The 13,872-nt window shown below is 64.4% G+C and carries 10 protein-coding genes; 6 read left to right on the top strand and 4 right to left on the bottom strand.

Annotation, left to right across the window (positions count from 1 at the left end):
* Positions 1-177: 177 nt before the first annotated feature.
* The 4 genes from cobN to fabA all read right to left on the bottom strand — a co-directional run bounded on the left by cobN (position 178) and on the right by fabA (position 6,651).
* Positions 178-3,942, bottom strand: a complete 3,765-nt coding sequence (gene cobN / locus R8L07_06745) for a cobaltochelatase subunit CobN (protein ID MDW3205227.1) — start codon at positions 3,940-3,942, stop codon at positions 178-180.
* 40 nt (positions 3,943-3,982) lie between these two features.
* Complete coding sequence (locus R8L07_06740; GenBank protein ID MDW3205226.1) at positions 3,983-4,795, bottom strand: SDR family oxidoreductase; 813 nt, start codon at positions 4,793-4,795, stop codon at positions 3,983-3,985.
* Positions 4,796-4,803: 8 nt separating this feature from the next.
* The gene (gene fabB, locus R8L07_06735; GenBank protein ID MDW3205225.1) at positions 4,804-6,027 is read right to left on the bottom strand and encodes a beta-ketoacyl-ACP synthase I; all 1,224 of its coding nucleotides are present in this window, start codon (positions 6,025-6,027) and stop codon (positions 4,804-4,806) included.
* A gap of 78 nt (positions 6,028-6,105) precedes the next feature.
* Positions 6,106-6,651 (bottom strand): 3-hydroxyacyl-[acyl-carrier-protein] dehydratase FabA, encoded by a 546-nt coding sequence (gene fabA / locus R8L07_06730; GenBank protein MDW3205224.1) that lies wholly within the window; start codon positions 6,649-6,651, stop codon positions 6,106-6,108.
* 434 nt (positions 6,652-7,085) lie between these two features.
* Between fabA and R8L07_06725 the strand changes: the two genes are divergently transcribed.
* From R8L07_06725 to purH, 6 genes are all read left to right on the top strand, one after another.
* On the top strand, positions 7,086-7,742 hold the full coding sequence (locus R8L07_06725; GenBank protein ID MDW3205223.1) for a winged helix-turn-helix transcriptional regulator: 657 nt from the start codon (positions 7,086-7,088) through the stop codon (positions 7,740-7,742).
* Complete coding sequence (locus R8L07_06720; GenBank protein ID MDW3205222.1) at positions 7,739-8,242, top strand: transcriptional activator RfaH; 504 nt, start codon at positions 7,739-7,741, stop codon at positions 8,240-8,242. The genes R8L07_06725 and R8L07_06720 overlap by 4 nt, the downstream gene beginning before the upstream one ends.
* A gap of 63 nt (positions 8,243-8,305) precedes the next feature.
* On the top strand, positions 8,306-9,310 hold the full coding sequence (locus tag R8L07_06715; GenBank protein ID MDW3205221.1) for a glycosyltransferase family 4 protein: 1,005 nt from the start codon (positions 8,306-8,308) through the stop codon (positions 9,308-9,310).
* A complete protein-coding gene (locus R8L07_06710) occupies positions 9,295-10,206 on the top strand; it encodes an NAD-dependent epimerase/dehydratase family protein (protein MDW3205220.1) in 912 nt (303 codons plus the stop codon). The genes R8L07_06715 and R8L07_06710 overlap by 16 nt, the downstream gene beginning before the upstream one ends.
* Positions 10,207-10,323: 117 nt before the next feature.
* Positions 10,324-12,261, top strand: a complete 1,938-nt coding sequence (locus R8L07_06705) for a nucleoside-diphosphate sugar epimerase/dehydratase (protein ID MDW3205219.1) — start codon at positions 10,324-10,326, stop codon at positions 12,259-12,261.
* Positions 12,262-12,312: 51 nt separating this feature from the next.
* Positions 12,313-13,869 (top strand): bifunctional phosphoribosylaminoimidazolecarboxamide formyltransferase/IMP cyclohydrolase, encoded by a 1,557-nt coding sequence (gene purH, locus R8L07_06700; GenBank protein ID MDW3205218.1) that lies wholly within the window; start codon positions 12,313-12,315, stop codon positions 13,867-13,869.
* The last annotated feature ends 3 nt before the right edge of the window (positions 13,870-13,872 follow it).

The raw sequence follows: 13,872 nt of genomic DNA, 5'->3' as shown, positions 1-13,872 counted from the left end.
CGTCATTTCCTGCTGGATCCCTGACCCACCGGCCGTAGTGAGTGGGGTCCGTCCACCGCATCGGTTTTGCGGCGGATGCTTCACCGTCGGACTTTCACCGACCGCGTGAGAGAAAGTGTCGCGCCGAAATCCCCCTTGAGTCAATGGGGTCATTTCGTGCCGCGAATTCGCACCGCACTAGGGTGCCAAGTGGCTTCCGCGATTGGCGATTTCGGCCAGGACGGGGCCCGTATCGTTGCGCCGCGAAGTCCAAAGGCCGCGAGATTCTGCTTCCTGAAGGCGTGCCGCAATGTCCGTGAGCGCGTCCGGATTGGTCCGTTCCAGAAAATCCCGAACCGCCTCGTCCATCAGATAGGCCTCGAACACGGCATCGAAATGGTGGTCGGACACCGCCCGCGCCGTTGCCGCGAAGGCGAAGAGATAGTCGACGGTCGCCGCCATCTCGAAAGCGCCCTTGTAGCCGTGGCGCATGACGCCCTGAATCCATTTCGGATTGACCACGCGGGCGCGCACCACCCGGCCGATCTCATCCTCCAGGCTGCGGACCTTCGGGCTCTCCGGGCGGCTGTGATCGTTGTGATAGACCGGGACCTTGTCGCCGCTCAGGGTTCGCGCCGCGACCGCCATGCCGCCTTCGAACTGGTAATAGTCGTCGCTGTCGAGCAGGTCGTGCTCACGGTTGTCCTGATTGTGGAGAATGGCCTGAACCCGCCCCAGGCGGCGTTCGAAGCCGCTGCGATCGGCGGCGCCTTCCTTTCCGGCGCCATAGGCGTAACCGCCCCAGGCCAGATAGGCATCCGCCAGATCGGCCTCCGTCGTCCAGCCCTTCTCGTCGATCAGGGCCTGCAGCCCCGCGCCATAGGCACCCGGCTTGGAGCCGAAGATGCGGGATCCGGCGCGCATCACCGCGGCATCCGCATCGACGCCTTCCGCGATCAGGGTCGCGGTCTCCTGGCGTACCCCGGCGGCCAGCGGATTCACATCCTCCGGTTCATCCAGCGCGGCGACGGCGCGGGCGGCGCTGTCGACCAGATCGATGAGACCCGGGAAGGCGTCCCGGAAGAAGCCGGAGATGCGCAGGGTCACATCAACACGGGGCCGGTCCAGCAGGTCGGCGGGCAGTATCTCGAACCCGGTGACGCGCCGTGACGCGCTGTCCCAGGTCGGGCGCACGCCCATGAGCGCCAGGGCCTGGGCGATATCGTCGCCGCCGGTCCGCATGTTTGCCGTGCCCCAGCAGCTCAGTGCCAGGCGTATGGGATAGTCGCCATGTTCCTGGGCATAGGTCTCAACCAGCAACTGCGCCGACTTCCAGCCCAGGGTCCAGGCCGCCGGTGTCGGGACGGTGCGGGTATCGACGGAATAGAAATTACGGCCGGTCGGCAGAACGTCCGGCCGGCCTCGTGTCGGCGCGCCGGAAGGCCCGGGCGCCAGGAACCGGCCATCCAGCGCTGTCAGGGCGCCGGTCAGTTCCGCATTGCCGCTGTCCGATACGATGGCGCGCAACGGACCATTCAGCCATTCCATTACCGCTGCGCTGGCCGGTCCGGGCGGTTCGACCGCGCCCAGGACAAGTCGCCGGGCATAGACCTCCAGCCGCTCGACCGTATCGCCGAAGCTGCGCCAGGTCGCGCTATCCAGCCCCGCCAGCACATCCGGTCGAAGGCCGGTCCACGGATCCCCCATCGGGCAGTCCAATGGGTCGAAATCGGCCGCGAATCCGAAATCCTTCGCCAGGGCCCGGATCAGGGAGGCATCGCGCTTCTCGCCCTTGCCGCGCGGCACCCGCGCCAGCGCCACCAGCAGATCGGTCAGTTGGTCGCCGTCCGGCGCGCGGCCAAAGACGTGCAGCCCGTCGCGAATCTGCATCTCCTTCAATTCGCACAGGTAATTGTCCAGCTTGGCGAGGGCCTGCTCCTCGTCGTCGCCGGTATTGATGCCGCAGTCGGTTGCCAGGCCGATCCGGTGGGTCAGGTCCAGAATGTCGCGCTTCAGGACCTTGATGCGGCGCGGATCGGTTCCGGCGGCCTCGAAATACTCGTCGACCAGCAGTTCCAGATCCTTGAGCGGCCCATAGCTTTCGGCGCGGGTCAGCGGCGGCGTCAGGTGGTCGACGATGACCGCCTGGGCCCGGCGCTTCGCCTGGGTGCCTTCCCCCGGATCGTTGACGATGAAGGGATAGATATGCGGCAGCGGCCCAAAGACGGCCTCGGGATAACAGTCTTCTGACAGGGCCACGGCCTTGCCGGGCAGCCATTCCAGATTGCCGTGCTTGCCCATATGCAGCACCGCCTGCGCGCCGAAGGACCAGCGCAGCCAGGCATAGAAGGCCAGATAACCGTGCGGCGGCACGAGGTCCGGACTGTGATAGGTCGCCTGCGGATCGATATTGTAGCCGCGCGCCGGCTGCAGGCCGATCGCCAGTTTCCCCAACCGGAAGACCGGCAGCGCGAAGCGGCCGCAATCGACCTCGCCCGGCCGGAAGAAGGGATCGTCCTCAGGTGCGCCCCAGCGGTCGGTTACGGCGTCGCGGACGGATTGCGGCAAGTCTCCGAAGAAAAGCTGGTAGTCGGCCAGCGACAGGGATTCCCGCTCCTCCCGGCCCTGGTTGGTCGCATTTGTGGGACCGGCCTTCAGATAGTCGATCAGGGCGTCGCCATTCTCGAACCCGCCCTCGATGGCATAGCCGGCCTGTTTCATCGCCTCGATCAGGGCGATGGTTCCGGCGGGCGTATCGAGCCCGACCCCATTGCCCAGTCGCGCGTCACGGTTCGGGTAGTTGGCAAAGACCACCGCGATCCGACGCTCCGCCACGGGCGTGTTGCGCAGGGTCAGCCAGCCGGCGGCCAGTTGGGCAACAAAACCGCAGCGGTCGGCAACCGGTTCGTAGGTGACGATATCGGCCTGGGTCAGCGGGTCGCGCCGGGCGGCGCCCTTGAAACTGACCGCGCGGCTCAGGATCCGGCCGTCGACTTCCGGCAGGGCCACATTCATGGCGATGTCGCGGGCGGAAAGTCCGCGTGTGCCCTCGGCCCAGGCATCGCGATTGCCGCCGGAGAAGACGACTTGCAGGACCGGGCAGTCCTGCCCGTCGAACGGCGTCTCCATCCGCGCCGCGCCGGGGACCGACAGCGCGAAGCCGGTTCCGTTCAGGACTATTCCGGCGCCGCCCTCGGCCAGTAGCCCGCGGACCGTATCCGCCGCGACCGGATCCTTGAGACTGGCGGCATAGATCGGCAGCGCGTCCACGCCGACAGCGTCCATCGCCTCAATCAGCGCGTCGATCACCGCCGTGTTGGCGGCCTGGAACAGGGCACGATAGAAGACGATGGCGGCCACCGGGCGGCCCTCGGCGCGCGGCAGATCGGCAAGGTCCGGCAGATTGCGGCCCGGCCAGTAGAGCCCCGCGCGCAGCAGCGGTGCCGGCTCCCGCCACGCCGCCTCGTGGTTCAGCAGGCTCGCGGCATGGGCCAGCAGGTTTTCCGCATTGTCGATCCCGCCCTGCACGAAATACTGCCACAGGCGATGGACCGTATCGCCGGGCAGCGTCGACAGACCGTGCAGTTCCGCATCCGGCTGGTCGTCGCCGGGCAGCCAGGCCAGGGCGATGCCCTTCTTGCGGCACAGGGCGGTCGCCTCGTCGACGCCATAGGGCCAGTAGCCGCGTCCGCCCAGCAGGCGGCCGATGACCAGCTTCGCTTTCGAAAGCGTCTGTTCGAGATAGAGGTCGACCGAATAGTTATGGCCGAGATGCAGCAGATTGACGCAGCGGAGCGTCGGCGCTCCGGGATCGGCGGCCAGGCGGCGCTCCTGGGCGGCGGCCAGGCAGGCGATTTCGGTGTCTGCGGCGGTCAGGATGACGATGTCGGCCGGATCCTGCCCCAGATCGACGGCTTCCGATCCATCGTCGATCCCGCCCGGCGTTGCCGCTAACAGGTGCATGAGGAACCTCTATTGCGAGGCGGTGGGCGAAAGCCGGTGGTCAGTCGTCGACCGACGGTTCCTCACCGCCCGGAATGGCCATGCCGATCAGGTGGTAGCCGCTGTCGACGTAATGCACTTCACCGGTGACGCCCGCCGACAGATCGGACAGCAGGTAGAGGCCGGAATTGCCGACTTCATCCAGCTCGATATTCCGACGCAGCGGGGACGACTTGCCCTGCCAGTTATAGGTGAAGCGCGCGCCCGCGATGGCCGATCCGGCCAGCGTGCGCATCGGACCGGCGGACAGCGCATTCACGCGCACGCCGTTGCGGCCCAGATCGACGGCAAGATACCGCACGGATGCTTCCAGCGCCGCCTTGGCCACGCCCATGACATTGTAGGAGGGCATGACGCGCTGCGCGCCTTCATAGGACAGGGTCAGCAGGCTGCCGCCATCCCGCATCAGCGGTTCCGCCGCCTTGGCGACCGCCGTGAAGGAGAAGCAGGAAATGTCCAGCGTGTGCCGGAAATTGTGCCTTGTCGTGTCGACGTAACGGCCCTTGAGCTCTTCCTTGTCGGAATAGGCGATGGCATGGACGACGAAATCGACCCCGTCCCAGACCTTGCCCAATTCGTCGAAGGTGGCCTGAATGCTGTCGTCGTCGGAGACGTTGCAGGGCAGCAGTGCCGCCGCCTCAACGCCCGCCGCCAACGGCTTCACCCGCTTCAGAAACGCATCGTTCTGATAAGTGAAGGCCAGTTCGGCACCGTGATTGTGGCAGGCTTCCGCGATGCCCCAGGCGATCGAATGATGGTTCGCAACGCCCATGATGAGGCCGCGCTTGCCGGCCATGAGTTTCTTCGCGCTCATGCTCCGGCTCAGTCCGCGTATTTCCGGAAAGCCAGCGTCGCATTGGTGCCGCCGAAGCCGAAACTGTTCGAGATCACGAGATTCAGGTCGACATCGTCGATCCGCTCCCGCGCGATCGGGATGTCGCCCAGATCGTCATCCAATTCATCGATGTTGATCGACGGGGCGATGAAGTTGTTGTTCATCATCAGGATCGAATAGATCGCTTCCTGGACACCCGTCGCGCCCAGCGAGTGGCCGGTCATCGACTTGGTAGACGAAATCGTCGGGATGTTGTCGCCGAAGACTTCGCGGATCGCCTCGATCTCGCGGGAATCGCCGATCGGGGTCGAGGTGCCGTGGGTGTTGATGTAGCCGACGGGCTCGTTCAGACCCTGCAGCGCTAGCTTCATGCAGCGCACAGCGCCCTCGCCGGACGGCTGAACCATGTCGTAGCCATCGGAATTCGCGCCATAGCCGACGATCTCGCCATAGATCTTGGCACCGCGCGCCTTGGCGTGTTCCAGTTCTTCCAGGACGACGACGCCGCCGCCACCGGAAATAACGAATCCGTCGCGGTTCTTGTCATAGGCGCGGCTGGCCTTGGTCGGGTCGTCGTTATAGCCGGAACTCAAGGCCGGCATGGCATCGAACAGCACCGAAAGGGTCCAGTCCAGTTCCTCGCCGCCGCCGGCGAAGACGATGTCCTGCTTGCCCCACTGGATCAGTTCCGCACCGTTGCCGATGCAATGCGCACTGGTCGAGCAGGCCGAGGAGATCGAGTAGTTATAGCCCTTGATCTTGAACGGCGTCGCTAGGGTCGCCGAATTGGTCGACGACATGGCCCGCGGCACCATGAAGGGGCCGACCCGTTTCGCCGACTTTTCGCGCGCCGTGTCCCAGGACCACAGCATGTTCTTGGTCGACGGGCCGCCGGAGCCCATGATCAGGCCGGTGCGGTCGTCGGAAATCTCCGATTCCGTCAGGCCGGCATCGGCGATGGCCTGTTCCATCGCTATGTAGTTGTAGGCCGCGCCGTCGCCCATGAAGCGCAGCAGCTTCTTGTCGATATGCTCGGCGATATCGATGTTCGGCTTCCCGTGCACATGGCTTCGGAAGCCGCGCTCGGCATATTCCTCGCTGTGGCTGATCCCGCTGCGGCCTTCGCGCAGGGATTCAAGCACCTCGTCCTGACTGTTCCCGATGCAGGACACGATGCCCAGCCCGGTGACGACAACACGCCGCGTATTCATGGCTATCTCGCAGCTCCACCCGTTCTGTATGTTCTGTATTCGCGTCTCACGCCCGAATGTAGGGACGCGGCGCGATGATTACGAGGCGTCAGCGCCATCCGTCCGGAACAGACCGACGCGCATGTCCTTCGCTTCGGCGGCGGGTTTGCCGTCGACGCGAACCATGCCGTCGGCGATTCCCATGACCAACCGGCGCATGATGACCCGCTTCAGGTTGATTTCGTAGGTAACCTTCTTGGCTGTCGGCAGGATCATGTCGAACAGTTTCACTTCGCCGACACCCAGCGCGCGGCCACGGCCCGGCGCGCCCATCCAGCCCAGGAAGAAGCCGACAAGCTGCCACATCGCGTCCAGCCCGAGGCATCCCGGCATCACCGGATCGCCCTTGAAATGACAATCGAAGAACCAGCGGTCCGGACGTACTTCGAACTCTGCCAGAATCTGGCCCTTGCCATGCTGGCCGCCGTCCTCGGTAATCTGGGTGATGGCGTCGATCATCAGCATCGGCGGCAGCGGAAGCTGCGCATTGCCCGGGCCGAATAGCTTTCCTTTGGCGCATTCGATCAGTTCATCGTAAGAGAAGCTGTTCTGCCGCGCGGCTACGGTCGCCTGGTTTCCCGTCAAGTGTTCGCCCTCATTCCTAACAAACAAACGCCCGGCGCCGTCATTTTGCAGGCCGGATATCGAATTCAACATTTCAGTCATAGCGAAGATGTCCCCGGAACACAATGGATAGACGACACGCCCGCTTGACGGTTCGAGAGGCTGCACCCCTTGGTGCATTACGGGTGTACGCATCCGGCTACAGGTTGAAAACGGTACGACCTGATCCGCTCGGAATGGGGCTGCCATGGGGGCAGGAATCCGTGCAAAGGGCGCTGTTTTCCCTCACTGATTCGGGCAATGGTGCGGTCCTGTCGAGAAGCATCCGCAACGGAGCCTGTCAGCGCACCTGGAAATCCGGAGAACCGGCGGAGATTCCGAATTGCAGTTGACGTTCATTGCGTGAACGCGGTAAGCGTTCGCGGCGTGAACACGGATATGGAAAGCTCTCGACCATGATCGACAAGGACAGTTCGGAAGAAAGCATGGCGATTACGCTGGGCCTGCTTACGGCTGTCGAGCGTGAGGAGAGCATGACCCAGCGTTCACTGGCGGGCGAATTGGGAATCGCCCTGGGGCTGGCCAATGCCTATCTGAAACGGGCCGCCCGAAAGGGATGGGTCAAGGTTCAGCAGGTTCCGCCCAATCGCTACGCCTATTACGTCACGCCGCAAGGCTTTGCCGAAAAGGCGCGCCTGACCGGCGAGTATCTCAGCACGTCTCTCACATTCTTCCGGCGGGCCAAGGAACAGATCGGCGAGGCCCTGGAAGCTTTCGCTGAGGCCGACCGGCGGAAGGTCGTTCTGATCGGCGTCAGCGAACTGGCGGAAATCGCCGCATTGTGCCAGCTGCAGATCGATGTCGAGCTGGTCGGCATTCTGGACGCCAAGAGCCACAAGGACACCTTCGCGGGGCTGCCGGTGGCGCAGCGGCTGGAAGAACTGCCCGCGGCGGAAGCGTTTCTGATCACCGATGTCCGTCATTCCCAGGAAAGATACGATGCAATGGTCGCGCGCTGCGGCCTGGATCGGGTGAAGGCGCCCAAGCTTCTGCATATCCGTACGTCGCCGCCGGGGAAGAAGCCGGAAACGCCGCCAGAGGCCACGCGATGAAGCATTGGTATGTGGTCTATACCAAGGCCGGGCAGGAACGCCTGGCCGAGGGCAACCTACAGGCGCAAGGGTTCGAAACCTACATGCCGCGCCTGGCGTCGCGCCGAAAAGGGGCGCCGCGCGGAGCGGTGACAACGGTCCCGATGTTTTCCCGGTATATTTTCGTGCGGATCGATGTCGATGCCGCGCCTTGGAGGTCGATCAACGGGACCTATGGGGTTTCCAGTCTGGTCAGTTTCGGTGACCGCCCGGCACGGGTCCCCGATACCGTGATTGACGAGTTGCGCAGCCGGGAGGATGAAACCGGGGTCGTGCATCTGCCGAAGGTCGCGCCTTTCCAGCCGGGCGAGTCGCTGGAAATTTCCGACGGGCCGTTGTCTGAAGTACGTTGCCTCTATCAAGCCCGAACCTCGCAGGAACGCGGCATTGTCCTGATGTCCTTGCTGGGCCGCGAGGTTCCGGTGCGTGTCCAGCAGGAAAAACTCCGTCGGGCATCCTGAAGCCACCTGATCAGCGCTCAATTCTTCTTGCCTCCGTCCGACGACTGCCCGTAAACCGCTGACATGCTGTTCTGGCTGTCATATTTTCTGGCCCTCGCTGTGACCGGCGCTGTCCTGACCGGGGCTGTCCTGTCCTGGCTGAAACGGCGGGCGATTCTGGACGCGCCGAACGAACGCTCCAATCATGAGGTGCCGACGCCCCGCGGCGGCGGCCTCGCCATCGTCGGGACGATTCTGATCGGGTGGTTGGCGGTGTCGTTGTTCAGGCCCGACCTGGCGACCGGGCTTCATCCCGGCATTCTGGCCGCATCGGTGCTGCTCTGCGCGGTGTCCTGGCTGGACGACCTGCGCACCCTGGGGGCGGCCATCCGATTGCCGGTTCATCTTGCCGCCTGCGTGGCCGGGCTCTGGCTCCTGCCCGGGGACGGTCTGGTCTTCCAGGGTATCCTTCCCGGATGGCTGGACGCGGTCCTGGCGGTCTTGCTCTGGGCCGGCTTCGTGAACTTCTACAACTTCATGGACGGAATCGACGCGATCACCAGCGTCGAGACAATCGGCGTGTCGGCCGGTCTGGTCGCGGTTGCCGCGATATTGCCCGCGGAAACCCTGCCGGTCGCAGGTCCGCTGCTGCTGGCCGCAGCGGCGCTGGGCTTCCTGTGGTGGAACCGTCCGCCGGCCCGGCTTTTCATGGGCGATGTCGGCAGTGTGCCGCTCGGTTTTCTGCTCGGCTGGTTTCTGCTGTTTCTGGCGGTGAAAGGATACTGGCTGCCAGCATTGCTGCTGCCGGCCTATTATCTGGCCGATGCCGGGCTGACCCTGCTGCGCCGGGCGGCGCGATTCGAAAAGGTCTGGCAGGCGCATCGCGAACATTTCTACCAGCGTGCCGTTGCGGCGCGCCTGTCGCGTGGTCTTGCGCGGGCGAACGCACATGGCCGTATTTCCGCCGCGATCGGATGCGTGAATGCCGGTCTGATCGCAGCGGCGCTGCTATCATTGTCTCAGCCCGTGATCGCAGTATGTTTGGCCGTCGCTGCTGTTGGAGGATTGTTGTGGTGGATGACCCGATAAAACCCGGAGCGACGGTCCTGGTGACCGGTGCGACAGGATTTGTCGGTCGCGCCGTCTGCACCCGATTGGAGGCGGCCGGGTATACCGTGCGGGCCGTCGGCCGGCACGAAGTCGGCGAGATTCACCGCGGGACGGATTGGCGCGCGGTGCTGGAAGGATGCGATGCGGTCGTTCATCTGGCGGCCCGCGTGCATATCATGAACAATGCCGGTGATGATGCGGACGACGCTTATCGCGAAGTGAATCTGCACGGCACGGCAACCCTGGTACGGCAGGCCCGCGAAGCTGGTATCCGCCGTTTCCTGTTCATGAGTACGATCAAGGTCCTGGGTGAATCCGGAACCGATGTGAAACCGGACGATCCGCCCGCCCCGCATGATGCCTATGCCGTCAGCAAGACCGAGGCCGAAGCCGCGATTCAGGATCTGGCCGGCGAAATGGATGTCGTCATTCTGCGTCCGCCGCTGGTCTATGGTCCAGGCGTTCGGGCCAATTTCGAACGCCTGATGCGGCTCGTCGCCTCCGGGTGGCCGCTGCCTTTCGCGGCGATCCGCAACCGCCGCAGCCTGATCCATGTCGGCAATCTGGCCGATGCGGTACGCCATGCCATGACATGCCGACCCGGCATCTATCATCCCAAGGACCGGCAGGATCTTTCCCTGCCCGAACTGACCCGTCTGATCGCGTCCGGAATGGAGCGCCCGTGTCGCCTGTTCCCGGTGCCACCCGGGCTGATGCGCGTCCTGGGGCGGTTGACCGGCAGCCACGCCGCCGTATCACGCCTGACGGAGACCTTCACATCCGACGGGTCCATGGATGGGTGGATCCCGCCGGTGTCGACCGAGGACGGCATCGACAAGACGGCCTGGACCTATCTGCGGCGCCATGCCCGGTGAGGGAGGGCGATAACCCTTCGCCCGCTTGCGCGGAATGCGGGGCGGCGCTATACGCGACGTATGTTGGGGCCGCTACGCCATAAACGCGCGCGAATCGCCTTTGCCCACGATGTCGTGATGGCGGGGGCATCCTTTCCGCTATCGCTCTATCTGCGCGTCGGCGATTCGATGCCCTTTCTGGCCGACAGGTACCTTTGGCAGGGGACGGCGATCTTCGCCGGAATCGCGGCGGCGGTCTTCCTGTTCAGCGGTCTCTACCGGGGGATCTGGCGCTACGCCTCGATCAACGATCTGGTCGCGCTGACCCGCGCTGTGACCATCATCATCCTGATATTTTTGCCGCTTCTGTTCATCATCACGCGACTGGAACAGGTTCCGCGCTCACTGCCGATCATCAACTGGTTCGTGCTTCTGGCGATGCTGGGCGGACCGCGATTCCTCTACCGGCTGCTGAAGGACAGACGGCTGGACAACATCCTGACCGTGAATGATCCGAACCGAATGCCGGTGCTGCTGGTCGGCGCCGGGGACGGTGCAGAGCTGTTTCTGCGTGAACTGCGCCGTGACACGGACTCCCCCTATCAGGTCGTGGGTATTCTGGACGAGAAGGGCACGCGGGTCGGACGGGAGATTCACAATGTTCCCGTGGTTGGAACATTGGACGATCTGGCGACGGTGATCCAGCGTGCGCCCGCGCCGCCGCGAAAGCTGGTCATCACGAAGGAGAGGCTGGACGGGGAGCTGGTCCGTCAGGTGGTCGGCAAGGCGGAACAGCACGGCCTGAGCGTGTCCCGCGCCCCGAAACTGACGGAACTGCGGGCCGGCGTCGAATCGGATCGTCTGGCCGTTCGCCCGGTCGCGGTGGAGGATCTGCTGGGGCGTCCGCAGCAGCCGCTGGACCGGGAGTCCATGGCCGCCCTGATCCGGGGGCGCCGTGTTCTCGTGACCGGAGCAGGCGGCACGATTGGATCGGAGCTGGTGCGTCAGATCGCCGAGAACGACCCGGCCGAACTCGTGCTGTATGACGCGTCGGAATACCAGTTGTACCAGATCGACATGGAACTGGCTGAGACGCGGCCAGGGCTGAAGCGCGAAGCGGTGCTGGGGGATGTCCGAGACCGCAAGCGGGTCGAGGAAACCATGGCCCGCATCCGCCCGGAACTGGTGTTCCATGCCGCGGCGCTGAAACACGTGCCGATGGTCGAAGCAAATCCGGTCGAGGGGACGCTGACCAATGCGCTGGGCAGCCGCATCGTCGCAGATGCCTGCCGCACGGCGGGGGTTGCCTGCATGGTGCAGATATCGACCGACAAGGCGGTCAATCCGACCAATGTCATGGGCGCGACGAAGCGCATCGCCGAAGCCTATATCCAGGCACTGGACCCGGTATCGCGAGCCGAGGGCGGAACCCGCTATGTCGTGGTGCGATTCGGCAATGTTCTGGGGTCAACGGGCTCCGTCGTGCCGCTGTTTCAGCGCCAGTTGGCGGCCGGCGGCCCCCTGACGGTCACCCACCCCGAGGTGACCCGTTTCTTCATGACGGTGCGAGAGGCGGTGGAACTGGTGCTCCAGGCCGCCGTCGTCGGGATGGAAGACGCGGAGGCCGCCGGGCGCATCTTCGTGCTCGACATGGGGCAGCCGGTGAAGGTCATGGACCTTGCGCACCAGATGATCCGGCTGGCCGGCCTGCGGCCCGGAAAGGACATCGAAATCCGTATCACCGGTCTGAGGCCGGGTGAAAAGCTGTATGAAGAGCTGTTGCATGGCGGTGAGTCGGAACTTCCGACCCGCGCCCCGGGAATGACCCTGGCCGCGCCCCGCACCGGCGACCTGGACGAAATGCGCCGGGCGCTGGACGACCTGGAGCAGGCGGCCCGGGAACGCCGCGGCGAAGATGTGCTGCGACGAATCAGCGCCCTGGTGCCGGAATACGAGGCCGATCCGACTACGGTCGGCGCCCGATCCGATGCAATGCGCGGTTCGGACTCCACTTCGGAAACCGACCCGCCATCCGGTTCGGAACAGCCGCTCGACATGCGGCATATCGCGGAATAGAACCTGCCGTCTGCCGAGACGCCGGAACGACCACGAAGGAAAAGACCCGCCATGAGCGATCATCCCATCCAGCGCGCGCTGATTTCCGTTTCAGACAAGACCGGTCTGGTCGAATTCGCCCAGGGTCTCGCCCGGCACAAGGTGCGGCTTCTGTCCACCGGTGGATCTGCGAAGATCCTGAAGGAAGCGGGCCTGGCGGTCACGGAAGTCTCCGACCATACCGGCTTCCCGGAAATCATGGACGGGCGGGTCAAGACGCTGCATCCGTCGATCCATGGGGGAATCCTGGCCCGGCGGGACGACCCGAAGCACCGCATCGCGATGGAGACGCATTCGATCGCACCCATCGATATGGTCGTGGTCAATCTCTACCCCTTCGTTGAAACCGTCGCTTCGGGTGCCAGCTACCAGGAATGCATTGAAAACATTGACATTGGGGGCCCTGCCCTGATTCGCGCGGCAGCAAAGAACCACGAGACCGTGACCATTGCGACCGACCCGGCGGAGTATGAAAGCATCCTGCAGGCCATGGATGAGAATGAAGGCATGACGTCGCTGGAACTGCGTCAGTTCCTCGCGCGCGAGGCCTATTCCCGCACCGCGGCTTACGACAGCGCCATCGCCAACTGGTTCGGTGCACAGCAGGAAGAGCATTGGCCGAAGCGGATCGCGGTGGCCGGCCGACGCGAAAAGAAGCTGCGCTATGGCGAAAACCCGCATCAGCAGGCGGCGCTCTACACACGCGCCGGCGACCACCGTCCGGGTGTCGCCAATGCCGAACAACTGCAGGGCAAGGAATTGAGCTTCAACAACATCAACGACGCCGACGCGGCCTTCGAACTGGCCGCGGAATTCGATGAGCCGGTGGTCGTGATCGTCAAGCATGCCAATCCCTGCGGCGTCGCGACCGGCGGCACGGTGGCCGAAGCCTGGGACAAGGCGCTGGCCTGCGATCCGGTGTCCGCATTCGGCGGGATCGTCGCGGTCAACCGCTCGGTCAATCTCGATCTGGCGGAAAAGCTGAAGGAATTGTTCCTTGAGGTCGTCATCGCCCCGGAATTCGGCCCGCGCGCCCGGGAGGTTCTGGCAACCAAGCCGAATGTCCGGCTGCTGCGCACCGGCGAGATGCCGGATCCGGCGGAAGTCCGGACACAGGTTCGCACGGTTGCCGGCGGACTGCTGATCCAAAACACCGACAATGGTCGCGTAGATCGCGCAGACCTCAAGGTCGTGACGGAGCGTCAGCCGACCGATCAGGAAATGACCGACATGCTGTTCGCCTGGCGCGTGGCGAAACATGTGAAGTCGAACGCCATCGTCTATGCTCGCGAAGGGGCCACGGTCGGTGTCGGCGCCGGGCAGATGAGCCGCGTTGACAGCGCCCGGATCGCAGCGTGGAAGTCGAAGGAGCAGGTCGGTACGGAAAACTCCGTCGTCGCGTCCGACGCATTCTTCCCGTTTGCGGATGGACTCATGGAAGCGGTCAAGGCCGGGGCGACGGCGGCGATTCAGCCGGGCGGTTCGATGCGCGACGAGGAAGTGATCCGCGCCGCGAACGAGGCCGGCATTGCGATGGTCTTCACCGGCATGCGCCACTTCCGGCATTGATCG

The sequence above is a fragment of the Alphaproteobacteria bacterium genome, assembly GCA_033344895.1.
Taxonomy (GTDB): domain Bacteria; phylum Pseudomonadota; class Alphaproteobacteria; order UBA8366; family Aestuariispiraceae; genus Pacificispira.
The sequence above is the reverse complement of the archived record's forward strand: the minus strand, read 5'-3'. Positions and strand labels throughout refer to the sequence as shown.

What these genes read in the sequence shown, in the direction of transcription:
- cobN (MDW3205227.1), bottom strand. Translation starts at nt 3,942, where the DNA reads ATGCACCTGTTAGCGGCAACGCCGGGCGGGATCGACGATGGATCGGAA.
- R8L07_06725 (MDW3205223.1), top strand. Translation starts at nt 7,086, where the DNA reads ATGATCGACAAGGACAGTTCGGAAGAAAGCATGGCGATTACGCTGGGC.
- R8L07_06705 (MDW3205219.1), top strand. Translation starts at nt 10,324, where the DNA reads ATGGCGGGGGCATCCTTTCCGCTATCGCTCTATCTGCGCGTCGGCGAT.
- R8L07_06720 (MDW3205222.1), top strand. Translation starts at nt 7,739, where the DNA reads ATGAAGCATTGGTATGTGGTCTATACCAAGGCCGGGCAGGAACGCCTG.
- R8L07_06715 (MDW3205221.1), top strand. Translation starts at nt 8,306, where the DNA reads ATGCTGTTCTGGCTGTCATATTTTCTGGCCCTCGCTGTGACCGGCGCT.
- purH (MDW3205218.1), top strand. Translation starts at nt 12,313, where the DNA reads ATGAGCGATCATCCCATCCAGCGCGCGCTGATTTCCGTTTCAGACAAG.
- R8L07_06740 (MDW3205226.1), bottom strand. Translation starts at nt 4,795, where the DNA reads ATGAGCGCGAAGAAACTCATGGCCGGCAAGCGCGGCCTCATCATGGGC.
- fabB (MDW3205225.1), bottom strand. Translation starts at nt 6,027, where the DNA reads ATGAATACGCGGCGTGTTGTCGTCACCGGGCTGGGCATCGTGTCCTGC.